At 52.7% G+C, this 25,250-nt stretch carries 19 protein-coding genes; 14 read left to right on the top strand and 5 right to left on the bottom strand.

Annotation, left to right across the window (positions count from 1 at the left end; all coding sequences use genetic code 11):
* The first annotated feature begins 182 nt into the window (after window positions 1-182).
* The 5 genes from K7P01_RS10030 (at window position 183) to K7P01_RS10010 (ending at window position 5,831) form a co-directional block, all read left to right on the top strand.
* Window positions 183-1,454: a DUF4270 domain-containing protein gene (locus K7P01_RS10030; protein WP_267292492.1), complete on the top strand. Its 1,272-nt coding sequence runs from the start codon at window positions 183-185 to the stop codon at window positions 1,452-1,454.
* A gap of 4 nt (window positions 1,455-1,458) precedes the next feature.
* Window positions 1,459-2,505 (top strand): Kelch repeat-containing protein, encoded by a 1,047-nt coding sequence (locus tag K7P01_RS10025; protein WP_267292490.1) that lies wholly within the window; start codon window positions 1,459-1,461, stop codon window positions 2,503-2,505.
* 92 nt (window positions 2,506-2,597) lie between these two features.
* Window positions 2,598-3,782 carry a sensor histidine kinase gene (locus K7P01_RS10020; protein WP_267292488.1) on the top strand — a complete coding sequence of 395 codons (1,185 nt, stop codon included), beginning with the start codon at window positions 2,598-2,600 and terminating at the stop codon, window positions 3,780-3,782.
* A complete protein-coding gene (locus tag K7P01_RS10015) occupies window positions 3,757-4,473 on the top strand; it encodes a LytR/AlgR family response regulator transcription factor (RefSeq protein ID WP_317987612.1) in 717 nt (238 codons plus the stop codon). The genes K7P01_RS10020 and K7P01_RS10015 overlap by 26 nt, the downstream gene beginning before the upstream one ends.
* A 104-nt stretch (window positions 4,474-4,577) precedes the next feature.
* A complete protein-coding gene (locus K7P01_RS10010; protein ID WP_267292486.1) occupies window positions 4,578-5,831 on the top strand; it encodes a DEAD/DEAH box helicase in 1,254 nt (417 codons plus the stop codon).
* Between the two features lie 177 nt (window positions 5,832-6,008).
* Here the strand turns inward: K7P01_RS10010 and K7P01_RS10005 are convergent, their stop codons facing one another.
* A complete protein-coding gene (locus K7P01_RS10005; RefSeq protein WP_267292484.1) occupies window positions 6,009-7,529 on the bottom strand; it encodes a DUF4832 domain-containing protein in 1,521 nt (506 codons plus the stop codon).
* 175 nt (window positions 7,530-7,704) lie between these two features.
* Here K7P01_RS10005 and K7P01_RS10000 point away from each other — a divergent pair, with 175 nt between their 5' ends.
* Window positions 7,705-8,586 (top strand): PKD domain-containing protein, encoded by an 882-nt coding sequence (locus K7P01_RS10000; protein WP_267292482.1) that lies wholly within the window; start codon window positions 7,705-7,707, stop codon window positions 8,584-8,586.
* A 40-nt stretch (window positions 8,587-8,626) separates the two neighbouring features.
* Complete coding sequence (locus tag K7P01_RS09995) at window positions 8,627-9,985, top strand: Gfo/Idh/MocA family protein (protein ID WP_267292480.1); 1,359 nt, start codon at window positions 8,627-8,629, stop codon at window positions 9,983-9,985.
* A 112-nt stretch (window positions 9,986-10,097) separates the two neighbouring features.
* On the opposite strand, the gene K7P01_RS09990 is transcribed toward K7P01_RS09995, so the two are convergent.
* Window positions 10,098-10,961, bottom strand: a complete 864-nt coding sequence (locus K7P01_RS09990; RefSeq protein WP_267292478.1) for a DMT family transporter — start codon at window positions 10,959-10,961, stop codon at window positions 10,098-10,100.
* Between the two features lie 113 nt (window positions 10,962-11,074).
* On the opposite strand from K7P01_RS09990, the gene K7P01_RS09985 reads away from it, so the two are divergent.
* Window positions 11,075-14,086 (top strand): SusC/RagA family TonB-linked outer membrane protein, encoded by a 3,012-nt coding sequence (locus K7P01_RS09985; RefSeq protein ID WP_267292476.1) that lies wholly within the window; start codon window positions 11,075-11,077, stop codon window positions 14,084-14,086.
* A gap of 12 nt (window positions 14,087-14,098) precedes the next feature.
* Window positions 14,099-15,556 carry a RagB/SusD family nutrient uptake outer membrane protein gene (locus K7P01_RS09980; RefSeq protein ID WP_267292474.1) on the top strand — a complete coding sequence of 486 codons (1,458 nt, stop codon included), beginning with the start codon at window positions 14,099-14,101 and terminating at the stop codon, window positions 15,554-15,556.
* A 72-nt stretch (window positions 15,557-15,628) separates the two neighbouring features.
* On the opposite strand, the gene agaR is transcribed toward K7P01_RS09980, so the two are convergent.
* Complete coding sequence (gene agaR / locus K7P01_RS09975; protein ID WP_254085001.1) at window positions 15,629-16,408, bottom strand: transcriptional repressor AgaR; 780 nt, start codon at window positions 16,406-16,408, stop codon at window positions 15,629-15,631.
* A 198-nt stretch (window positions 16,409-16,606) separates the two neighbouring features.
* Between agaR and K7P01_RS09970 the strand changes: the two genes are divergently transcribed.
* Genes K7P01_RS09970 through K7P01_RS09950 form a run of 5 tightly spaced genes read left to right on the top strand, consistent with a single transcriptional unit; the run spans window position 16,607 to window position 23,120 of the window.
* On the top strand, window positions 16,607-17,773 hold the full coding sequence (locus K7P01_RS09970) for an SIS domain-containing protein (protein WP_267292470.1): 1,167 nt from the start codon (window positions 16,607-16,609) through the stop codon (window positions 17,771-17,773).
* A gap of 6 nt (window positions 17,774-17,779) precedes the next feature.
* A complete protein-coding gene (locus K7P01_RS09965; protein WP_267292468.1) occupies window positions 17,780-18,727 on the top strand; it encodes a carbohydrate kinase family protein in 948 nt (315 codons plus the stop codon).
* Between the two features lie 2 nt (window positions 18,728-18,729).
* Window positions 18,730-19,551, top strand: coding sequence for a class II fructose-bisphosphate aldolase (locus tag K7P01_RS09960; protein ID WP_267292466.1), 822 nt, complete (start codon window positions 18,730-18,732; stop codon window positions 19,549-19,551).
* A 34-nt stretch (window positions 19,552-19,585) separates the two neighbouring features.
* Window positions 19,586-21,631: a glycoside hydrolase family 36 protein gene (locus tag K7P01_RS09955; protein ID WP_267292464.1), complete on the top strand. Its 2,046-nt coding sequence runs from the start codon at window positions 19,586-19,588 to the stop codon at window positions 21,629-21,631.
* A 22-nt stretch (window positions 21,632-21,653) separates the two neighbouring features.
* Window positions 21,654-23,120: a hypothetical protein gene (locus K7P01_RS09950; RefSeq protein WP_267292462.1), complete on the top strand. Its 1,467-nt coding sequence runs from the start codon at window positions 21,654-21,656 to the stop codon at window positions 23,118-23,120.
* 69 nt (window positions 23,121-23,189) lie between these two features.
* Here the strand turns inward: K7P01_RS09950 and K7P01_RS09945 are convergent, their stop codons facing one another.
* Together K7P01_RS09945 and K7P01_RS09940 are read right to left on the bottom strand one after the other, a co-directional pair.
* Window positions 23,190-24,569, bottom strand: a complete 1,380-nt coding sequence (locus K7P01_RS09945) for a hypothetical protein (protein ID WP_267292460.1) — start codon at window positions 24,567-24,569, stop codon at window positions 23,190-23,192.
* 35 nt (window positions 24,570-24,604) lie between these two features.
* The gene (locus tag K7P01_RS09940; RefSeq protein ID WP_267292458.1) at window positions 24,605-25,207 is read right to left on the bottom strand and encodes a YceI family protein; all 603 of its coding nucleotides are present in this window, start codon (window positions 25,205-25,207) and stop codon (window positions 24,605-24,607) included.
* Window positions 25,208-25,250: the final 43 nt, after the last annotated feature.

Below are 25,250 nucleotides of genomic sequence, written 5' to 3'. Positions count from 1 at the left end.
AGACATTGTCCGGATTTTTTCGTCGCACGTATATATTCCGCCTGAAGCGTTTGTCATGACACATTATTCGGCACATCCCTGAATCCCTAACCCTGGTAGACACATTCGTCCACCTTATCTACTCCTTTTCATCAAACCACCGGGACACCGTTCTTTTGTCTCAGGAATTGGGAGACTGGACCATGCGGAACCTGATATTTAGCATATTATTGATTGTCGCAGCATCCTGCGGCGTCGACTCCACGGAAACGGGCACAAGCTTTTTTAACGAAGGCGTGTTGGATTATTCCTATTCGGATACCTCGTCTGTTAAGCTTGCGACCGTGTGTTATGATAAACTTGCCACGGATGGCGCGGCCCGCCTGCTGATCGGCAGTCACGACGACGAACGCCTGGGGCGTCTGACGTCGGCGGCGTATTTTCAAGTCATGCCCAGCGGCGCGGTAACGTTGAAAGACGATGATGTAACGTTGGACTACCTGGCACTCTCCCTGCACTACGACGGTTACAGCTACTATGATACCACCCAGGAAATGACGTTACACGTGCACCGCGTAACGGAGGAGATTGCGGTGAACGACGACGGCTACCTGTATAATAACGACAGTTTTACAATTGAAGAGGAGCCGCTCGGCAGCATCACATTCAAGCCTCGCCCGCATAGCAGCGACTCGCTGGAAATTCGTATGCCCGATGCGTTGGGGCAGGAGATTTTTGCCATGGCCAAAGCGGAAGATGTAGACGTGAGCTCGCCGGAGGACTTTCTCAAGTATTTTCGCGGACTGGCGCTGTTGCCGGACTCCACCCTGTCTGCATCGCTTATTGGTTTTAACACGACCCCTGAATTGCGTTTATACTATAATGACCGCAGTGTAACGCCCGTCAAGCAACGCTATGTCAACTTTGCCGCCAGTGGCGTGCACTCGGTGAAAGTTACGAAAGACCGTGGCACCAGCGCGCTGGCGGGTCTTACCGATACGTACAGCAAGGTAAGCTCCGTGGAGACCGATGATGTCTCGTTTATCCAGGCGGGTGGCGGGCTGGCGCTGCGGGTAGAGATACCCTATCTGCGCGAGCTGAAACAGATAGAGAACTTCTATGTCGTGCAGGCTACACTCGAAATATATACGGTGCGCCGTTCGGGCGGTGATTATACAGCTCTGCCATCGCAACTGCAGGTATATCCGGTAGATCGGGACAACATTGTTATTGGACAGTTTAATACCGGCGCTGTCCTGGTCGAAGACCTGGACCTGGGTCGCGACAATCGTTATGTGCTGGACGTCACCAGCTTTGTGAAACAACAAATGGAAACGGTGGAGCTTAACAACAATGCGCTGCTGTTTACCCTGACCGATAATTTTTCGGTGTCGGCCAATCGCTTATACGCAGCGGCGGCCAGTGGAGATTACGACACCCGCGTGCGAATTTATTACGCTACTTTAAATAACTAAACTGATGAAACACCTGCAACGGATCGCCCGGCTCTTTGTGCTCGCGGGCATCATGGTCATGGCGGCTTGCTCTTCCTCTGACGACGACGATACGACCTTTGGCGACTGGATTAAGTCTACACCTTTTAAGGGCGTAAAACGTTCGGGCGCCTTTACGTTCACGATTGGCACAACGGCCTATGTCGGCCTGGGATATGATGGTAAAGATTATTTGTCGGATGTCTATAAATTCGATGTTACCAAAGGCTATTGGGAAGTTGTCGCCCAGTTTCCCGGCGCGCTGCGCGAGCGGAGCGTGTCCTTTAGTATCAATGGCATTGGGTACGTAGGCCTGGGCTATAACCGTGACGATGCGGAAGATGGATGGGATGATTTCTGGCAATACGATCCCGCGACCGATCAGTGGACGCAGCTGGCAAACTTTGGCGGCGGGTTGCGCTACAATGCGGTGTCGTTCGCCATTGGTTCGAAAGGATATGTAGGAACAGGGTCCGACGGCGACAATACCTTTAGCGATTTCTGGGAGTTTACACCCGGTGCGACACCGGAGGAAGGTGAATGGAAAGAGGTGGTGAGCTACCCGGGTGAAAAGATGGAGTCGGGATTGGCCTTTGTCTTAAACAATAAAGCATATATCGGCACGGGACGTGACAATGGCATCTTCAGCACGGGCTTCTGGGAGTTTGCCCCTGGCACCGACGGTGGCACACCGACGTGGACGAAGCGGACACCGGACACGGACGAGTCGGACTATGATGAATTTCAAAGTGCCATGTCACGGTACGATGCCGTGGCGTTGACGCTGGGCAATAAAGCTTACCTGGTTGGCGGCGTGGCATCGAGCGGGGCGACGGACAAGGCGGTGTATGAATTCGATGCTACCACCCTCAACTGGGACAACCTGACCTCGCTGGAAGGTTCTGCGCGCAGCCTGGCGGTTGGCTACGTACTCGATGGTCGCCTGTTTGTCGGCACAGGCCTGAACGGCTCCAGCCGCTTCGACGACGTGTGGGAATTCTTCCCGCAGAAGGAGTACGACGAAGAGTATTAGTGTAGAGGGGGAACAACAGTGATGGCCTCTGCTTTCGGGCGGGGGCCGTTGCTGTTTGAAGTGCCTTAAAAAAGACCGATATTTAGAACTTCGTGAACAAAAAGCTCATCAACAAGATCCTCGTGGTGGCGTTGCACGTCTTTGGATGGGCACTGCTGTTCATGTTGCCGTATCGCATGCTCATACGCCGCGCACACGATCGGGGCATGACCGATCACGCGTTCGACAGCGTCCCTGCCATGCCGGCGACACCTATCGGTGAAGGTGCTCCTGAGTTGCACATAACCACGCCCGGTAATATCCCGACGGGTCCCTTCCATACGCAAACGATCGCCGTCGACCCGATGTGGTTCCAGGTGGAAGCCATCACGACGAACGTCCTGCTGGCCATTTTCTTCTATACCAACATGTTTGTGCTGGTGCCCAGGGTGCTGACACGGCGTGGATGGCCGGCGTATATGCTGTGCGTGCTACTGGCATTTTCAATCTATATCGCCGTGGGATATATGATTCGGCTCAACCTCATGCCGGAGGGTATTTTTGTGCGCCGGTTTGGGCCACCGGTGTTTATGGGGATGCCCAATTTCCTGATGGTGTTTGGCCTTAGCCTCGCCTTGCGCATTATGCAGGACCGATCGGATTTTGAAACCGGCCGCAAAGAGCAGGAGAACGAGAAACTGAAGTCGGAGCTTTCGTTCCTGCGCTCACAGGTGAGTCCACACTTCATGTTTAACGTGCTGAACAGCCTGGCATCGCTGGCGCGGAAGAAGTCAGATCGGGTCGAAGACGCGATCATTCAGCTGTCGCAACTGATGCGGTACAGCTTGTACCACACTGATAAAAAGGTGACGCTGGAGCAAGAGGCGGAGTATCTCAACAATTATATAGAACTACAGAAGCTGCGGTTTGGCGCATCGGTCGAGATGCATTTCCACGTGGACATCGTACAACGCGATGTGATGATCGAACCGATGCTGCTGGTGCCCTTTGTAGAGAATGCATTTAAGCACGGCGTGGGATTGATGGCCAACCCTGTCATTATCATTATGCTCAAGGCCAACGGCGACAACATACACTTTGCCGTGCGGAACAAATTTAATACATCGCCTTCGGAGATCAAGGATGCCAGCTCGGGCATCGGCCTGCAGAATGTAAAGCGCCGGTTGGATCTTTTGTACAAAGATCATTACACCCTGAATATTTACGCGACAAAGGAAAACTGGTTTATTACAGAACTAACCATCAGCCACCATGATGACCTGCCTGGCAATCGATGATGAGCCCCTGGCGTTGGACCTGCTGGAGGACAACATCAAAAAGATCCCATTCCTGAAGCTTTTGAAAAAGTGCTCCAACGCACTCGAAGCCAATGAGTTTTTACAGTCGCAGCCGGTAGACCTGTTGTTTCTCGACATTCAGATGCCGGGTCTGACGGGTATACAATTTTTACAGGGGCTCTCCAAAACGCCGCCGCTGGTGATCTTCATCACCGCGTACGAGCAGTATGCGTTGGAAGGTTACTCGTTGGATGTAATCGACTATTTGTTGAAGCCGGTTTCATTCGAGCGTTTCTTAAAAGCCGTCAACAAAGCACACGATAAGTTCATGGTGAGTCGCACGCCTGCGCCACCGGTAGCTTCGGCTGCATATATGTTTGTGAACTCGGAGTATAACCTGGTGCGCATTGACTTTGCGGAGGTGGCGTACATTGAAGGGTTAAAGGATTATGTGAAGATCTACATGATGTCGGCGACACGGCCCGTGATTACGCGGATGAGCATGAAGTCGTTGGAGGAGATCTTGCCGGGAGATCAGTTTGTGCGTGTGCATAAGTCTTTTATTGTGTCGGTCAGTAAGATCACGTCAATTCGGAAGGGGAGAATTGCTTTATTAAAGGAGCAAATTCCGATTAGTGAACATTATCGGGAGAACCTGTATCGGTTTATTGATCCGAAGAATTTGGCTTAAATGCAGCTATGCCATACGTTCCCACGCTAACACCCGGTGTTTAACACGTCGGCAAACCCGTTTTTTTAAACTACTGGCTACGCTAAATACTTTATCTTTGCGGAATGAAGTTTGAGCAGTACCGCATCTCTGACGCCATTAAGAGCCGGCTGGCTGAACTTGGGTTTAAACGCCCGACGGACATTCAGTTCAAGGCGATACCGCCTATTTTAAATGGAGACGATGTGCTGGCCATTGCCCAGACGGGTACCGGTAAGACGGCGGCCTTTGTTATTCCCGTGCTGCATCTATTGGTGGAAAATAAGCACTACCGTGTTGGCAGGCACCAGGTAAAGTGTCTTGTCATGGTGCCCACGCGCGAGCTGGCGGTACAGATCGCCGAGGTGTTCCATGACATCGGTAAAAACCTGGATGTTAACATTGTCGGTATATTCGGCGGAGTAGAGCAGGAGGAGCAGGTACGGCAGCTTGAAAAAGGTGTGGATGTGCTGATCGCGACACCGGGTCGTATGTTCGACCTGATCAACCAGCAAAAGATCGATCTGGCCACGCTGAAGACCCTGATCCTCGACGAGGCAGATCATATGTTAGACCTGGGCTTCCTGAAAGATATACGCGATGTGCAAAAGCATATTGGTCACCGGCACCAGACGTTGTTTTTCTCGGCCACGATAGATGCCAGGATTAAAGAAACGGCCTACTCGATTGTACGTAATCCTATTCGGATACAGATATCGCCGGAAGACCCGGTTTCAAAGAATGTGAGCCACGGGGTCGCTTTTATCGAGATGGATGACAAGCGCTTCTTTCTCGAACGTTTTGTCCGCCAGCATGAAGGCAGCAAGATGCTGGTGTTTGTCCGTACCAAAGTGCGGGCTGAGCGTGTAGCGGCCGCGATGCAGCGGGTGAATATCGCTACATTAACCATGCACGGGGGAAAGGAACAGGGTGATCGTCTTACGGTCATGGATGAGTTTAAGAAAGGCCAGGTAAGAATACTGATCACAACCGATGTGAACGCGCGGGGTATCGATATACCGAATGTTGACTACGTCATTAATTACGATTTGCCGGACGAGCCGGAGAATTATGTACACCGCGTAGGCCGTACGGGGCGGGGCGTGCAGAAAGGGAAGGCGATATCATTTTGCAGTACGGAGGAAAAGCCGGTGTTGGAAGAGATACAGGAATATCTGGGCAAGCCCATCGAAGAGCTGGCGATCAACAAAGCGGATTATCAGGGGATTGTAGAGGCGTCCGAAGAGATGCCCGCAGATACGAACTGGCGGAAGCTTATTGCGGATCACAACAAGCCCACCGAGTACGCCGGGAAGAAGCGGAAAAAAAAGAAGAAATAGTAGTATAATTTTTGGCGTCAGCTAGCCCTGAAAGGGCAGGATACAAAAGCGCAGGCTGAAGCGACAGCGCAGGCCTGGGAAATAAACAATATAGATGATACACAAGCCCCGAAGGGGCGCAACAATTCGAGGCATGCGCGTGTCCGATTTGTTACGCCGCTTCAGGCTATTTCATTTTTATTCCACGGTAATGGTGTGATTCAACGAATTATACCCCGTTGCACCATCCCACGTTCCGTTATTCGCCAGTCGTATGCTATACTCCGGCCTTTTATTGATGGCAGTGCCGGCGTCGGGCAGGTTTAGATACAAAGCCCACGCCCCGGCGCCCAAACCACCTTCTAAGCTCTCTTCAATTGTATTCGTTCCGGGGAACCAGCGACGAACGTCGGTAGCCAGTGTGCGGACAACAACCTCACCCGTAGTGGTGTTCTTTAAAATAAGTTGTACGGGGCGGGCTTTGAAGGGAGAGGTGAAACCATTGTTCTCCAGGACGAGCTTGATGGCGATCTCGTCGTCTTCCCTGATGGTGGTGGAATATGTACCGCTCGTGAGGGTGAACCGGTAGCCCAATCGCTTCTTGATGTTTTCCATGCAACCGCCGGTAACCCAGTCGTTATTGACGTCGTTGTTGTAGTCCATATTAAGATAGCTATAATGCAGATCGCTCATTTCTTTTTCGGCTTTGCCGGCAGGGGCGCAGTCGTTTTGCGGGCTGTAGCCGTCACTGCACGTCTCGCCGCCTACGACGACATATTTGCTGTCGTCGGCAAAATACTTGCGCAGTACCGACGTGGCACTGGTGCGCGGTGAGCTGGAATTGCCATAGTCCTCAAACGTGCCGAAGTCGGTGTCGCTGGCCAGGAAGCAGTCGTTGTGATAGCCGATGCGGGCTTTGTCGGTTTCGCTGAACGCCTCGGTTTCGGTTAGCGGTGCTACGTTGGTAAGGGCGTTGATGCCGTAGTTATGGCGTTGTTTGAACTGCGGATAGCGCACTTGTACCATGATGTTTTTTGGTGTGGCGTCGAGCATCGCTTGCAGTACTTCGATGCGGTCGGTCCAGTTTTGGTCGAGCAGTTTGCCCTGGTCGTTGCCGGAGGCGTCGCCGAAGTAGTCACTATAATAGTTTTCGCCCCAGGTGCCGAAGAAGCCGAGCTGTACGCAGGCGATGGCATCGGCATTTTCTTGTAACAAGGGTTTAAGCTGACCAATGTGACCGAGGACCGTGGCTTTGGCTGCGTCGCCGTACGGCGGACAGATAAAGGACTCGGGACAGTCGCCGGCCGTGGCCGTGACGGTATAGGTAAAGCGTGGGATCAGTTTGACGCCTGCCTCGCGGGCCGCGGCGAAGTCAGCACCTACCTGGGTGAGGAACGATTCTCCTAAAGGCGTGGCATTATACGTGTCGAGAATGAAATAACGAAATACAAGTGTGCTGACAACCGAGTAGCTGGCGCCATCGGCCGACTGCGCTGTGCGATACGTGGCGAGCTCATCGGCGTCCAGGGGCGTATAGTCGCTGGCGCGGGTTTCGGAGTAGTGATAGAAACCACGCTCGGGGTTGGGGAAGTCGTCCTGGCTAGTGACGTAGGTGACGGTGGTGGGCTCGTCGTCCTCGTCCTGGCCCTGGGAGCCTTTATCATCCGAAGAGCACGCTGCGGCTAGCAGGAGGCCCAGAAAGAGCAGGTCTATTTTCATAACAGTGTTTTTGGGTTAGGAGTGGATAATTTGGTTTAATCTTTCTTTTCCTTTTTTACTGAGCGTAAAACGAAATTAAAAACAATATTATTTCTTTTATTTGATTGTTTTAATAATTTTATAACAACAAAGAAAACCTTTTGTAAATATTGACCATCCTAACCCTAATAAACCTATGAAACTGCGATTTGTTCAGTCTTTTGCCGTGTGGAGCAAGGCTTTATCGCTGGCCGGCCTGGTGCTGGCAGCGGGAGCGTGCGGCGATGACGAAGAAGGCGCCCCGAAGTCGGACTTTATCTATGAGTCGGACGAGCGCACGGTCACCTTTATCAATTTATCAAAAGGTGCTACTGCTTACCATTGGGATTTTGGCGACGGCGAAACTTCTACCGAGGAGAATCCGGTGCATGAGTACCCTGCCTTCGGTGTTTACACAGCGTATCTGACGGCCACCGGCCCCGGTGGCGAAACACTGTCCTTGCCGGACGAGATGATATTGGCCAAAAGCTCGGACGTTGTGATCGATGGAAACTTTGATGATTGGGCGGATATACCGGTATCGACAGAGCTGGCCGAAGGTTCCATTACAAAGGTGAAAGTAGACTACGATGGTTTGAAGCTTTATTTCTATGTAGAGGGCACATCGGATTTGCAGGGATTTTTTGATCTATACCTCAATGTCGACAATGATTTTAGTACAGCCTTTAATACAGGCGACTGGCAGAACGGTATTGGCGCCGAGTACCTGATTGAAGGCGATTTCGCCAATGACCATGATGCGGGTTTGTTTGGTTATGACTATAGCTCTGGCAATAACGACACCTTTGCATGGCTGGTCGCCGCGGACATCGGATCGGGTTTCTTGTTGGCGTCTGACGTCAAGGTTATCGATGGCGGGAAAGCGATTGAGTTTTCCATGATGCGGTCGACGCTCGTGGGCTTGTCTCCCAGCGGCTTTACGTACGGCATCCACGACCTGTTAAACTGGGGTTCGGTGGGCAGTGCACCTGTCGCCGGAGCGGGTAACGTAACACAATTTGTCGATCTGACGAAATAAGAAGTATTTATAGTATATTCAGGAAATCAGGGATTCGAGCATGAATAGTTTGTCGCGTAGAAATTTTATCAGGCAGGCGGCGATGGCGGGAGCAGGACTGACGTTGCTGCCGTCGGCACTGCTGTCGAAGGAGAAAGATCCGGCCAAAGTACGTTTGGGATTTATTGGTGTAGGCCTGCGGGGGCAGGGACACCTGGAATTGGCATTACACCGTGCCGACGTGGACGTCGTCGCGATCTGCGATATCCAACAACGTATGATCGACATGAGCAAGGAGCTCATTACGAAGTCGGGCAAGCCGATGCCGCAGATTTTCTTTGATGGACCGTACGGCTATAAAAAGCTGTTGGAACGGAAAGATATCGACGCCGTCATTATTGCTACGCCCTGGGAATGGCACACCGTGATGTGCCTGGATGCGATGAACGCCAAAAAGTATGTAGGCTGCGAAGTGATTACGGGTATGACCGTTGAAGAGTGCTGGGAATTGGTGCATACCTCCGAGCGCACGGGCATGCCGTTGATGATGCTGGAGAACGTATGTTATCGCCGCGACGTGATGGCCGTACTGAATATGGTGCGCCAGAATGTGTTTGGAGAAGTAATACACCTGCAAGGCGGTTATCAACACGACCTGCGCGCGGTGAAGTTTAACAATGGCAAGGACCCGTATGGTGGCGGTGTAGAGTTTGGCGAGAAGGCCTTCTCGGAAGCCTCCTGGCGCACGCAGCACTCCGTCCTGCGCGACGGTGATCTATACCCTACGCATGGACTGGGGCCGGTAGCCATGATGATCGACATCAACCGCGGCAACCGCCTGACGGAGCTGGTGTCGTATTCATCAAAGGGCCGTGGGCTGCATGACTATATTGTAAAGAACGCGGGCGAAAATCACCCCAATGCCAAAGTAGGATTTAAGCTCGGCGATATTGTTACCACGATGATCAAGTGTGCGCGCGGCGAGACGATCCTGCTACAGCACGATACCAATCTGCCACGGCCGTACTCCTTGGGTTTCCGCGTGCAGGGAACAAATGGATTGTGGATGGATGTCAATAACTCCATCTATGTCGAAGGGAAAAGCAAACCGCACGAGTGGGATGATGCGCAGTCGTGGCTGGATAAATATGATCACCCGCTGTGGAAGAAATATGGCAACGACGCCTCGGGTGCGGGGCACGGTGGTATGGATTGGTTTGTGATCAATGCGTTTATCGAAGCCGTGAAGCGGAAGACCAATACACCGCAGGATGTTTACGATGCGGTGACGTGGAGTGCTATCACGCCGTTGTCGGAGACATCGATACGGCTGGGTGGTGAGACAGTCGAGATCCCGGACTTTACGCAGGGGCAGTGGATGTATCGGAAGAATGAGTTTGCAAGAAATGATGACTATTAAATAAATGAATGGAGTATCTGGCGCAAGTATTAGCACCAAGCGTTAGCGGAGGTGCGGTACTTGTGCCGGAAACTGCCGCCAGTCTCCCGACTGGCGTTTTGCTTTTATGATGTTATTCCGATAAAAGATAGATCGCGACCAGCGCCAGCACGATCCCGAACAGCAGGCTCGGGCCCGGAATAACGGAATATACAATCAGCGACAGAATCACGGTCAGGATAGGCGACAGCCCCGTGAGCGGCACCACAATAATCGCCTTGCCATAGCGCAACGCATACACCAGCGTCAGCGCGCCAATAGAATTTAATACGTGCACACCTCCGGCCAGGTACGGCCCTTTCCAGCCCCAGAAGATCGGCTGGGTAAGATCGGTCATGCCGATGGCGAGGGGAACGAGGACCAGGGCGCTGATGGTCATATAAAAGAAGATGCTTTCGGATTGCATCGTGGCATTGGAGAATTTCATCGCGTATGCCTGCACGCCCCACATGATAAAAACAATCAATGCCAGCCAGATCCAGCGGGTGCCCGAGGCTGTGCCGGTGGCTTGGGGTGAATAGGAAAGAAAGAAAATAGCGACCAGGGCAATGGCGATGCCGGCCCACTGGCGGGTGTTGCCGCGTTCGCGGAGCAGAAGGGTGGACAACAGGATCGTAACGATGGGAAATAACGAAATGAAAGGAAAAACAATATAAGCAGGGCCTTCGCGAAGGGCCAGGAAGAGGATCAGCTGCCCCCCCGCGCCCAGGAGGCCTACAAGCATGCCCAAACCTACGGATCGCAGGTCGGTTTCGAGCTTCCAGCGAATGCCGTAAAGTGCTACTAATGCGCAGGGAATCATGGAGATGGCCCAGGCTACATAGCCCAGTGTGGCGGGAAAACCGGCCTTTTCCGGAATCTCGATAAAGGCGCCCCAGACACCCCAAAAGAGGGTGGTGACGAGTGCGTATCGAAACCAGGGTTGTTTTAGAATCATAAGGTTTTAAAAATGAAAATGAGGTTATTGGTAATAATAGGAAATTTTAATTTGTGTTTTTGTAATATTTCGAAAGTTTATACATTTACTTAAACTTACAAAACCCAATTCCTATGCCTATTCTTTTACTAAAAAAACTTCCCTGGGGAGTGTTTTGCTTTTGCCTGCTGGCGGCATTTGCTGCGCAGGCTCAGGTCAGGACCGTCCGGGGGACTGTCCGGTCTATTGACGACAACAGTCCCTTGCCGGGTGTCAACGTGTTGATAAAAGGTACGATAAAGGGAACGACCACGGATGCCAATGGCGCCTATTCGCTGGAGGTAGGGAGTGATGCCGACGTGTTGGTCTTTTCGTTTATCGGCTATCAGTCGGAAGAGGTGACGGTCGGACAACAGACCGCAGTAGACATTGCGTTGACCCAATCCGTGGACGAGCTGACAGAGATTGTGGTAGTAGGCTACTCTGAAAAAACCAAACAGGAGATTACCGGCGCCGTCGTGAATCTTTCCAGTGAAAAGCTGAAGAGTGTGACCACGTCGAGTGTCGAGAGTTTACTCCAGGGAAAAGTAGCGGGCGTGCAGGTATCGACGCTGTCGGGCGCGCCCGGAAGCATACCACAGGTGCAGGTCCGCGGCGCATCGTCCATGGGCGCCAGCCGTGGGGCGCTGGTGGTGGTAGATGGCATTGTCGGCGGTGCCTATAATCCCAACGATGTGGAAAGTATCACCCTGTTGAAAGATGCCGGTGCAACGGCCCTCTACGGGTCGCGCGCAAACTCGGGTGTATTGATCATAACCACTAAAAAAGGTATTTCTGAAAAGCCGGTTATCACATACAAAACCACGTTGGGTACGCGAAGGATCACCACGGGCAATTTCGAAATGATGAACACCGAAGAGCTCTACGAAACCGAGCGTGCCATGTTTCCCGGCTCAGCCCAGTTCCTGGCACTGCGTCCACGGACGCTACTGGAGCGAGATTATGACTGGGTAGATCTTTCTTATAAGGATGCCTTCGTGCAGAACCACAATATTTCAGCCCGTGGCAAATCAGGCAAGGTAGGATACTACCTCGCCGGCGACTTCTATGACGAAGAAGGCACCTTGCTTACTACAGGCTATAAACGGTTCAACTTCCGTTCCAACCTCGATTTCGAGTTGTCCAATAAAGTAAAGCTCACGACGAATCTCAACATTACCCGCGACAAGACCAATAACTCTCATTGGCGGTGGCCCTATCAGCCCTTTTTATACCTGCCGTACGATTCGCCATACGACGAGAATGGCAACATCCGCTATGTCGATGCTACCACACCAGGTTTCCTGTCGCGTGATAAAAACAATATTTTACAGAGCGCGCAGTATAATGACTATACGGGCAAAAGCTTCAGCCTGAACGGTGATGCGATTCTGACAGCGACCATTACGCCCTGGCTGACGTTGCAATCCCGGAACCGCTTTGCCTATGCCAGCTACCGCAGCGACACCTACGAAGATGTAAAGACGATTGAAGGCGCTGCCTATGATGGAGCCCTGGCATACGACATATCCGACTCGTACAGCCTCATTTCGACAAACCTCATCCGGCTGCAGCACGATTTCGGCGAGCACCACCTCGGTGGCTTCGTCGGTTTTGAAGGACAATACTCAGAATCTGAAAATGCTGCCGGCAATGGCATTGGTGTACCTTCAGGCATTAAGGTTCCCTCGGCGGTGGGTACGCCGCAAGATATCAACGGCATGCATTCTGAAGGTCGGGCGATGTCGTATCTGGCCGAGGTCAATTATGACTATAAAGACAAATATTTCCTGACAGGCTCTTTTCGCCGCGACGGTGCTTCTGTGTTTGCGATCGATAAGCGCTGGGGATCTTTTGGCGCTGTATCGGCCTCCTGGATTATCAGCGGCGAAGAGTTCTTTAGTGGCATTAAAGACCAGGTAACGTTCGCCAAGCTCCGCGGCAGCTATGGCATCGTGGGGAACGATAACGTTCCCCCCAACAATGATGTCGGTGTATACGACTTCTCGTATCAGTACAACGGTGGCACGGCAGGCTATCCCGTCAATATACCCAACCCGGTTTTGGCGTGGGAACAGACCAAGACGTATGATGTCGGTCTCGAAGTAGGATTGTTTAACAGGATCAACGTGGCGATCGATGGGTATATGAAGGATACCGACCGCCTTTTGTTGTGGGTGCAGCAGCCACCTTCCCAAGGTATTGCGCGTGTGTTGCGCAATGCTGGTCGCCTGAAGACCCGGGGTATTGAGCTTGGCATCGACGGTGATATGGTCCGTACAGGCGACTTTCGCTGGAATGTAGCCTTTAACATCGGCACTGCCGCCAACGAGGTTAAGGCATTGGCGGATGATGGCGTCACACAGATTTTCGTCAGCAACGACGGTGTGAAACAAGTCATACAAGTCGGGGAAGACGTCAACTCCTGGTATCTGCCCAAGTGGGTAGGCGTGAATCCGGAGAATGGTGATCCGCAGTGGCAGACGACCGAGCGCGATGCGGATGGTAACATTGTAGGCTATGGCGTTACCAACCAATACGATGTAGCGTCGCGGTCGGAGAACCTGCAGATTGTTGGCTCGGCTACACCCAAGGTGTTTGGTGGTCTCAGTACGACGCTCACGTATCAAGCGTTTACGCTCAGCGTATCGTCGTCGTATCAATATGGCAACGACGTTTACCACAGCACCCGTGAGTTTGTCGATGCTGATGGTGCTATGTTCAATTTTAATATGATGAAGCTCGACGATGGCTGGTCGCGTTGGCGCAACCCCGGCGATATTGCCACACATCCTAAACCTATGTTTGGTGGTAATAACAACTCTAATAAAGCGTCGTCGCGTTATCTGGAGGACGGGGGTTTCTGGCGTATTCGAAACATCACCCTCAACTACAACCTGCCGGCAACGCTGCTGTCAAAGCTGAAACTGTCGGGTGCCAACATCTATGTCTCGGGCGACAACCTGTTTACCTTCACCAAATTCTCGGGGCTTGACCCGGAAGTGGCAGGTTATTCTGACAATGCCCGTGGCATCACGGCTGGCTTGTCGTATTTCAAGTATCCCATCAGCAAACAGTATCTCGTAGGTATTCAGATCAGCTTTTAACCCCGAACCCACATGAAACTCAAACTATATTTTGCTGCCGCGCTGCTGACGCTCAGCGCCTGCGACCTGCAGGTCGATCCTTTCAACGGCGTTACCAAAGACAACCTGCCCTCCGTACCCAATGCGTTGAAGTATGCCACCGACGGCGCCTACTCGCTCATGAAAGACCAGCTGGAGTACAAAGGAGCGTTCGACTTTCGTAGTACGTACGCGCGCAACCTGCACATGATGCTGGAATACTCCAGCGATAACGTCACGCTAAGCGGCACCACCGAAGACCCGCTGTTCTTATCTGCCACGCGGCAGCACTATGCAGGGATGGAAAATGCGACGTATGTGTGGTACGTAGCGTATAAGATCATCAACTCGGTGAACCAGAATATCGAATCGGTCACGGAAGGACAGGATCCTGCCAATGACTATCTGTTGGGAGAGAACTACTTCCTGCGGGCAATGGCCTATACCGATCTGCTGCGGCTTTTCGCGAAACCCTATACGCAGGGTACAGGTAACAACGGCGTCGTGCTGAGGCTCACCAGTACAGACCCCGCCAAGATGCCGCGGGCCACGGTAGGTGAGTCGTATGACCAGGTGGTGGCCGACCTGGAGAAAGCTGCCGCGCTGATGGAGAACGGTGAGCGTCGCGGCGTGGAATATGCTTCTAAAGAAGCCGCCTGGGCATTGCTGTCGCGTGTGTACCTGTACATGGATCAATATGATAAAGCGATTGAATATGCTAATAAGACTATCGCCTCGCCATTGGTGGCGCTGACGCCGAAGGAAAATTACGTGGATATGTTTTGGAATACACCAAAGTATTCAGAGTCAATCTTCGTGATAAAGCACGCGTTGCAGGATGATCTGGGTGACGGATCTATCGGGTCGATGTACCTGACCGATGTCAAAGGCTGGGGAGAGGTCTATGTGTCGGAGCCGCTGCGGTTGTTGTTGGAGCAGCATCCGGAAGATGTTCGCAACACGTTGATCAGGCCGCAGTATGAAGAAGACGGTGTAACGGTCGCCGAGCGCAACGGGATTCCCAAATACTTTATTACGAAGTTCTCTTATCAGGATGGTATTGTAACGCTGAGCTCGCCGCATGTAGTGCGCTTAGCAGAGATGTATTTGAACCGCGCGGAAGCGTACGCGAAGAAGGGGCAGGATCAGCTGGCGTTGGATGATATCAATGTCATTCGTACGCGGGCTGGTATAGCAGCGGGCGATCTGTATACCCTGGGGGATCTTCAGGGTGCCACATCGGTTTTAGGCGCGGTGTTGCAAGAGCGGCGAATGGAGCTGGCGTATGAAGGCCACCGGACCGTTGATTTATTCCGGAATAAATTGCCAATGGATCGGAATTTCCCCGGGGTGCAGCCGCATGAAGTAGTGAATTGGGATGCCGCCCGGAATATATATTTTATACCGCAGGATGAACGCCTGGCAAATCCGTTGGCGGAGCAGAATGACTAATGGAGTAAGATTTGGTTTGTTGGAGCTAAGAAGTAACTGTGTTTAGGGTACAGTTATTTCTTGCTCCACCGTTTAGACGATGATCACTTGCACGCCCGCATCCTCCAACCGCTTCTTATCATCTGGCTTGATACCATTATCCGTAATGACCTTATTGATCTGATCAATGGAGCAGATAAAGGCAAAACTACGGCGGGTGAATTTGCTGGAGTCGGCTAATAAAATCACTTCCTTAGAGATTTCAATCATGATCTCGTTCAGGCGTGCTTCTTCTACGTTGGGGGTATAGATGCCGTGTTTGGTGTCGAAGCCGTCGACGCCGAGAAAGGCTTTGTCGACATTGAAGTTGCGCAGGCTCTTTTCTGCCTGGGGACCGACGAGGGAGAGCGAGTTTTTGCGCAGGTAGCCACCGGGAATGATGACGTTGATGTTCGGCCGTGTGATCAGCTGGTTGGCAATGTTCATCGCGTTTGTAATCACGGTCAGGTCTTGCAGCTCGGGGAGGTTGCGTACCATTTCGGCGGTGGTGGAGCCCGAGTCGATAATGATGGTGTCGGATTCGACCACCAACTGCGAGGCTTTGCGACCGATGCGGGATTTCTCCTGGAAATTGATGCGGTTCTTGTCAACGACACGCTGATCAATCGCAACACCGGTTTCCATTTTGATGGCGCCGCCGCGCGCACGGATCAAGAGATTCTTTTGTTCGAGCTGGTCCAGGTCGTTGCGGACGGTGACACCGCTCACTTTAAAACGCTCGACCAGGTCCTCGACGAACACTTCCCCTTTATCTGAAAGGATATGAAGGATTTCCTTGCGTCGGGACACAGTGGAGTCTTGGTTTCTGGACATTATGGTTTCGATTAAAAGGGTTTTTTGAACAAATAAAAGTAATAAATTAAGTAGCCGCTCTGCCGGAAAGCCTCAGAATTAATCTGTGTCTGTGAATTGTAATAAAAAGAAAGATTACTATAAATTAAAATAACGAAACGAAAGAATATTAGTTTAACTTCCTCTACCTTTGGCGTCGAACACTTTTAAATAAAAGCTATGAAATACTTGGATTTCCCCGTTGACGAATTGACCCGCCTGGGGGCTATTCACACGGCCAGGGAAATTTCCCAGCAGCCTGCGCTCTGGCTGAAAATCTGGGAAGAGGCGAATACCCGTCGGCCGGAGATTGAACAGTTTTTTCAGGCAACCAAGAGCGTTCGCCGCATCATTCTGACCGGGGCGGGCACAAGTGCCTTTATTGGCTTGTCGCTTCGCGGTGCATTTCAGCGCGGCCGGGGGATCCTCACGGAGGCCATCTCGACAACCGACCTCGTGTCGCATCCACAGGACTACCTGCTGCCGGAGGTACCTACGTTGCTGGTATCTTTTGCGCGGTCCGGCAACAGTCCGGAGAGTGCCGCCGCCGTGCGGTTAGCGGACGAGATCTGTCAGCAATGCTTTCATTTGGTGATTACCTGTAATCCGGAAGGATTACTGGCAATGTCCCCATCCCCCAATCCTAAATATGTATATACGTTGCCGGCGGAGGCAAATGATCAGAGTCTGGCAATGACCAGTAGCTATTCCGGTATGTTGCTGGCGGGTAAGCTGCTGGCGACTATAGAGACCGTTGCGGATCAGCAAGCCACGGTGGTGACACTGGCGCGTTATGCCGAGAAGGTAATAACAAAAGATATACCCGAGCTGAAAGCGATCGCCGCGCTGGACTTTCAGCGGGCGGTGTTCCTGGGCGGGGGACCGCTGTACGGTACGGCGACCGAAGGGCACCTGAAGTTACAAGAGCTGACCGACGGTCAGGTGATTTGTAAAAACGATTCGTACCTGGGCTTTCGGCATGGGCCGAAGGCGGTGATCGATTCGCAAACCCTGGTAGTCTATACATTTTCCAACAACCCGCACGCGCAGCAATATGAAAAAGACCTGGTGGTCGCGATGAAGAAGGGCACGCCTCCGCTCGCGGAGATCGGCATTGCCGAAACAGCGCCGAAAGGTATAACACTCGATCACCTGATCACCCTGTCGAACGGAGCGGCTAGTGTCGGTGAAGAGTTTCTGACGGTAGCGGCAATCGTGCCGGCACAGTTGCTGGGGTTTTTCAAGTCGCTGCAACTGGGGTTGAAGCCCGATGCGCCGTCGGCCACAGGCGCGATTACGCGTGTGGTGGAAGGAGTACAAATCTATGCGTTGAACGGAACCCGCTAACGTATCATGAGCAAACCTTTTGATGTACTGGTTGTCGGAGAATTGAACGTTGATTTGATCCTCAACCAGATCGATAAGTTTCCCGAGGTCGGCAAGGAAGTACTGGCCGACAACATGACCCTGACGATGGGCAGCAGCTCGGCGATCTTCGCCAGCAACCTAAGCACGGTGGGCTCGCGTGTGGCGTTCCTCGGGCGGTTGGGCCATGACAACTTTGGCGACCTCATACTATCAAGTTTGCAGGCGCGTGGTGTTGACACTTCGCATATACTACGGGCGACGACACATAACACGGGCGCTACTATCGTCCTCAACTTTGGGGAAGACCGTGCTATGGTGACTTACCCTGGCGCCATGAGTCACCTTACGCTGCCAGACATCACGGCCGAAGCATTACAAAAGGCACGACACCTGCATCTCAGCTCGGTGTTTCTGCAGGCAGGGCTTAGGAAAGATATTGTTGCGCTGTTTAAAAACGCGAAAGATGCAGGACTGACAACATCCCTGGATCCGCAGTGGGATCCGGCCGAGCAGTGGGATGTGAACCTGCAACAGCTGCTGCCCCACGTCGATGTCTTTATGCCGAACATCAATGAGCTGAAAGCTTTTACACACCAGGACAACCTCACGACGGCGCTGAATGTTATCAAACCCTTTGCCCGCAAAGTGGTGGTGAAGCATGGTAGTGAAGGCGCCTACCTGTGGAACGGGAAGGAATTACTGCACCAGCCGGCGTTTTTAAATAAAGATGTAGTCGATAGCATTGGGGCAGGCGACAGCTTTGACTCGGGCTTTATACACCGGTTTATCGCAGGCGCCAGCGACCAGACCTGTCTCGAGTTTGGCGCACTGACCGGTGCGATCAATACAACACGTCCCGGTGGCACGGGCGCTTTTGAAAGTCTGGCATTGGTGAAGACCATTGCCGCAACAACATTCAACTATTCATTCTAATCATGACCTTACAGGAAAAACTGAGCACCTGTAGCCGCGAAGGAAAAGCTTTGCTGGCCACCAACTTTTACAACTTCGAAACCTTGTCGGGTGTATTGCAGGCGGCCCGGGCGCGGAACAAATCGATCATTCTTCAATTGTCGGAAAGCTCGCTGCAATACCTGGGGATAAACCTGGCGGCGGCGATGGCGCGTGAAGCGCTGAAGGCTTACGGCGTGGAAGGTTGGCTGCACCTGGATCACGGAAGCTCGCGCGACGTTGTGCACCAATGTCTGGACGCGGGGTTTGATTCGGTCATGATCGACGCCAGCGAAAAGTCGTTTGATGAGAACGTAAAGATCAGCCGTGAAGTGGTGAAGCTGGCCGCTTCGTATAATGCCAACGTAGAGGCTGAGCTGGGTTACGTGGCCAAACTGGGACAAGTACAGCAGCCCAGCCAATACACTCAGCCCGACGAAGCCCAACGGTTTGTGGAGGAAACGGGTGTCAGCGCGCTCGCGATTGCGATTGGTTCGGCGCACGGTTTTTACAAGGAGACGCCGAAGCTACAATTGGACTTGTTGCTGTCGATTCACCAGGCCACACCGGCAGCGTTGGTGCTGCACGGCAGCTCGGGCATTCCGGATGATCAGCTCATACAGGCGGTGAAGAATGGCATTACAAAAGTGAACCTGGCCACCGAAACCAAGAATATGTTTATGAAAACCTTGCAGTCGACGTTGCGCGACAACGACGAGATTGATTTACGCAAGGTGTTTCCCGTGGCGACAGCGTCGGTCAGGAAATTGATCGAGGAAAAGCTGGACGTTGTATCGCCGCGATAAGGCACAGTTTTTAACCTTAAACCTTTTACTACCTATGCCCTGCCGTATCGTTGCAGCCTTTCTTGTATGCCTGGTCGTGGTCGCCTGCCGTGAGACGCCGTTGTCGTGGCAGCATGGCAACCTGCAGGTATCGGTGAATGACAAACTGCACGTGGCAGTGCAATCCGCGGCCGCGCAGTCCAAACCCTTTACGACAGGAACAGCCGCTACCGAGTATCTCGTGACGGCGACGGACACGCTGCGGGACTTTCGCATCGATAAAAAGGAATCAGCAGCTTTTTCCGATCAGATTGGCGCTGGTACCCGGTGGGTTATTCAAGGGGTAGCCGATACAGCGGGTCATACGATCAGAAAGATTGTCACGCTCAAGGTATACAGTGCTTTTCCCGATCTGATGTTGCTGCAAGCCGCGTACGTAAACGAAGCGGATAAGCCCGTGCGGATCCGGCAATGGGTTAATCATCATTATACACTTTTACCGGTTCAGGATACCGTCGTAGGCTGGTCCTTCCAGGGGGAGTCGACCGGTGAGCGGCGCGACTGGGTATTGCCGTTGAAGCCAGGCTTCTACCAACGGAACTATATGGGCATGAACAACTCCGACTATGGTGGCGGCATTCCCGTAACGGATGTGTGGCACGCCGATCACGGTCTGGCCGTGGGACACGTGGAGCTGGCGCCGCGGCTGGTGGAGTTGCCGGTGTCAGTCGACGCGGCGGGGCAGACAACGGTACAAATATCCAGGACCTATGACCAACCGTATCCCCTGGCACCGGGCGATACACTGCACACAGATGAAACGTTCGTGCTGATACACCACGGCGATTATTATACCGCGCTGAAACAATACGGCACTTTGTTGCAGGCGCGTGGCCTGACATTCCCCGAGCCGGAGGAAGGCGCTTTTGAATCTTCGTGGTGCGCGTGGGGGTATATGCGCGAAGTGACGCTCGACGAAATCCGCGGCACGTTTCCGAAAGTAAAATCACTGGGTATAAAATGGGTGACCATCGATGACGGCTTCCAACAAGCCGAAGGCGACTGGCATGTAAACACCAACAAGTTTCCCGGGGGCGATGCGCAGATGAAAGCATTGGTGGATGAGATCCATGCACAAGGCATGAAGGCCATGTTATGGTGGGCACCGCTGGCCGCCGATAGCAGCAGCCAGGTAATCCAAGCGCATCCGGACCTGCGGCTGATCAATGCCGAGGGGAAACCACAGCAGATTACCTGGTGGGATGCCTGGTATCTGTCGCCGGGATATACCGGTACATTAAAATACACAAAGGAGACCGTCGACCTGTTTATGCGGCAGTGGGGCTTTGACGGCTTGAAGATGGACGGCCAGCATATGAATGCGGTGCCGCCGGATTACAATACACACCTTGGTGGCACGGACCCCGAGCAAGCCGTGCGCGACCTGCCACAGTTCTTTCATACCATTTGGCAGGAAGCAAAACATATCAATCCGCATGCGCTTATTCAAAACTGTCCGTGTGGCACGTGCATGTCGGTCTTTAATATGCCCTATATGAATCAGGCGGTAGCGTCTGATCCACTCAACAGCTGGCAGGTGCGGTTGAAGGGGCGAGCGTATAAAGCGTTGATTGGGAAGACCGCGTACTTCGGCGACCATGTGGAGCTCAGTGATGGCCGTAAGGACTTTGCGTCATCGTTTGGCATTGGCGCAGTGCTGGGGACGAAGTTTACCTGGCCCAAAGAAAACCCGGCGGTAACAGAAGATAACCTGTTGACGCCGGAGAAAGAACAACTTTGGAAAAAATGGTTTATGTTGTATCACCGGAAGATGCTTTCGAAAGAGCCCTATCGCGGTGAGCTCTATACGTTGGGCTATGACCTGCCGGAAACACACGTGGTGCAGAAGGGCGATACATTGCACTATGCCTTTTATAGCGACCAATGGAATGGCGCTGTGGAGCTGCGCGGCCTGGAGGACAAAGTATATACTGTACGCGACTATGTAAACAATGTTACGCTGGGCGAGGTGTCGCATGCAAATCCGAAGCTCCCGGTGACGTTTACCCAACACCTGCTGCTGGAGGCGTACCCGCGGTAGTGAACCTGAGAATAGTATGTCTATGACAGAGAAGATAATATTTCCGCGTGCGTTTGCTTTTGCCGTTGATGATCTCGGCTGGGTCGACGGTGCCGATCTTTCTGAAAAGCCGGTACCCGGTCCGTATCGCACCGGCGTAAAGCGCCGCTTTGAGTTGAGTGACTACCAATACATGATCGATGTAGGCAAGGCAGTGGGTGCACGGATTCAGTGTTTATTTATTCTGAGTGAGATGGACCGGACCAACCTGCTGGCCCGCTTCCCCACGACTACCTACCTGCGTGAGAAGTGGGACAACAGCCACCGCGTGTCGGCGGAGCAAGAGATCATCATGCAGTTTGTGCGCGATCAATCCGCATATATGGAGTTCGGCCTGCACGGTACGGGGCATGAATATTGGGCGCCGGGCCAACCGCAGAAGCGTGCCGAGTGGTACAATCTGGCCGACAAAGAACCGTGGCCGGAGGCATCGCTGCGTGAGCACATTCAGTGTTTTAAAGACATCATGGCACAGTATGGTTTCAGTCCGGAGAACGGACATTCCTTCCCCGAGAGCTTTGTACCCTGTGCTTATAGTTACTTTTGGAATCCCACCGGCAGCTATAGCCTCGGCAAGCTGCTGAGCGAAGCCGGTGTAAAATATGCCAACACCGACTTCAGCGAGATACCCGAGCTGAACCCGCCTACGGAACCAAACGGCGGAGGCTTTGATTTCAACACGCACGTCATCAACCGCATCAACTACGGCAACGTATGGTATTCGTTGGCAACGCTGCCCAAAGTACCGCTGGCAGAGCAAAAGACCGACATCATCGAAAGCCATTGGCCCAACTGGCTGGCGCAGGACGACCCGCTTCAGCCGGCGGTAACCGCCCAGTGGATTGAATACTACAAGTCGGCGCAGCGACTTCCCGACCGGTACATTGCCAAGAACACGGAGCAGCTGCACGCGCAATGGCTTTACAACAAACACACCGTAGTCACCGAGCAGACGCCCGGCATAGTAACAATCGACAATACGGCGATGCCGGAGAAGGCTTATGCTTTTAAAGGATTAGGCAATCTTGTATTGAAGATCAGGCTCGCGCCCGGACAACACATTTCTTCCGTTGATCTGGACGGCGCGCCGCTGGCCGTGGCCTTCGAAGATGAGGGGTATGGATTTTTATACCTGCCACCGCTCGAACGCCAGGTGTATACGCTGCAGTACGCTGTAGGCAATGAGGTCACACCCGTGCATGTATACAACGACGGAACGTTCAATGTATACCGGGTGGAATTATCGGATCAGGGGCTTTCGGCAAATCTGCGGGTATATGGCGAGCAGGAAATAAAGATCAGGTGTCCAAAGCCTTTGACGGTACAATCGTTGGAGCACGCGCTGGCCGTGGTGCAATATCAATACAACGAGGCATCGGGTTATCTGCACGTAACGGTGAAGGCTGCCGACATGCAGGGAAGTACTGGCGACATCCTGGTGCGCTGGTAATAAAAAGGGTGTGGAGAGTCAACCCCCACACCCAGAACCCAAGCCTGCTGTCGGCTTGAACTGCTATTGTTAGAAAGCGATGGTACCCTGGAATACAAATCCATCGAACTTACCGCCCTGTAATATGTCCCCTGCGGGATAGTCATTAAATTTCTGTGTTACATATTCACCTTTCAGCAAGATGTTGCGGGTGATAAACCAGCCACCACCAAAGGCCGTCCGTTCTTGTGATATGTCCAGGCGTGTGCCTTGTGAGATACCGCCGGCGGTTGCCACAGTCGTCGTGCTGCCGAATACTTGTGTGCCACTCACTTTATTATAGCGCGCGCCGACATAGAACCGGTCAGCTTTGCCGAAGCGATAGAGTAAGTCTACTGCCAGCTGGTCAAATTTCCGTTTCTCCAGTTTGTTGAACTTCGTGGCGTCGTTGGCGGCCGGGGTATATTGCACCTCACCATTTTCTACCGCCGCGTTGCCTTCGGCAAATTCTACGGTGCCGAATAATTCCAGTCCGCGGAATTGTACAAAGGGATTGATCACAAACGTGGTGACGTCGTCGGAGAAATTCGGGTTGATGCGTCCAGAGAAGGCGTTGGCTGTTACGGTTGCAGTGGCAGGTTCCATTACGAACTGGTAGTTAGAGCCGGTGCGGTCGCCGCGAAACAAGGTTCCGTTGACGGACGACGACTTGCGCAGGAGCGAACCGGTCAGGCGTACGCGGGTTCTTTCCGCCAGCACTTTGTCATAACCAACTTTACCATACACCGACGGGCTTCGTTTTTCAGGCGCCGTCACACTGCCCTGGATCTCACCGTTGGTCATACCGCCCATCAGCAAGAAGCCATTCTTTTGCCAGTATAGCTCGGCGCCGATCTCGGTGGTGTAGGCGTCCAGTATATTGTTTTCGATGAAGGGATTCCAGAAGGCGTTACCACCATCGCTGCGGCGGAAGTGTGCATCGCCGTAGTTGATCTCCATGTGGCCGATCTTCAGGGTGAGATTTTTCCAGAGGTTGTTCAGCAGCTCACTGTTGAGGAACGATACCTTGTCAATCTGGAAGTAGCCGGCCTTCACCCACATTTCGTTGTGGTGGTGAGACGACATGTAGGAAATGAGGTTCACGCGTACACCGTCGGCCAGCTGGAAGTCAAGGTTGAGGTTTGCTTGTGCAAGCGGGAAACCATTGCCTAAGTCGTAGAGCGGCACACCGCTGTCGTTGCTGTGGCTGAGGGTTTGAAAGCTCTGCGTGAAGTTGCCGCCCACGCGCAGCTTGAGGTCGTTGAAAGGTATGGTGTCGTTCTTGGAAGTTTCAAAGACGCCGATGCCACGCTGGTCATACTGGCGGAAGTATTGGATAGGTGCCTGTGCTGCTGCGATTTGTGCCAGGAATGTAAGGAGGAGGAAGCCGGGGAGTATTCGCAGAAGGGTGATGCGGCTGACAGTCTTCATAAGAAGTTTGTTTAAATGGATAGTTAGAAAGATGATTAGCGGGAGGCGGCTGCAGCCTGTGTGAGCACGAGACTCACCACAACTGTTACTTCGTCGCCTACCTTGATAGTACCCATCATAGCGGTGGGTGGTTTCATATTGAACTCGGTCATTTTAAGCTTGCGGGCGATGGAGATTTCCATGTCGCCGTTGGGTAACGACTTGCCTTTGGCCTCGATCGTGATGGGTTTGGTAGTGCCGGCCATGGTGAGGTTGCCAGACACTTTAATAGTAGTATTCTTCGCCGCGTCGGTCGTGATCTGCGCGCGCGACGCGGTATACGTTATATAAGGATGCTCTTCGGACTTAAAGGCTTCGTAGGTTTTGTTATCCATCATCCTACCCTCGGAGCTTTTAATCCCCGCGACGGGAATCTTGACGCTGATGTCCGCGATATTCGTCAGCAGCGTATTGTCCGATTGAAAATCGCCGAGGCAGGTTATTTGCGTGATCTGTGACTCCCAGTCGTGTAACGTCGACGAGCCTTGTATGGAAGCCTTTACCGACTTGACCGTAAGTGTACTTTGTGCGTGCAGGGGATGATACAGGAGGATCGCCAGCAGTACCACGAGGGTGGCATTCAGATGTTTTGAGTTCATAACGTTGTCCTTTAATGTGACACGAAAGTAGCGGGGCCCGAAT

Source organism: Parachryseolinea silvisoli, from assembly GCF_021190955.1.
GTDB classification, from domain to species: Bacteria; Bacteroidota; Bacteroidia; order Cytophagales; family Cyclobacteriaceae; genus Ohtaekwangia; species Ohtaekwangia silvisoli.
The sequence above is the reverse complement of the archived record's forward strand: the minus strand, read 5'-3'. Positions and strand labels throughout refer to the sequence as shown.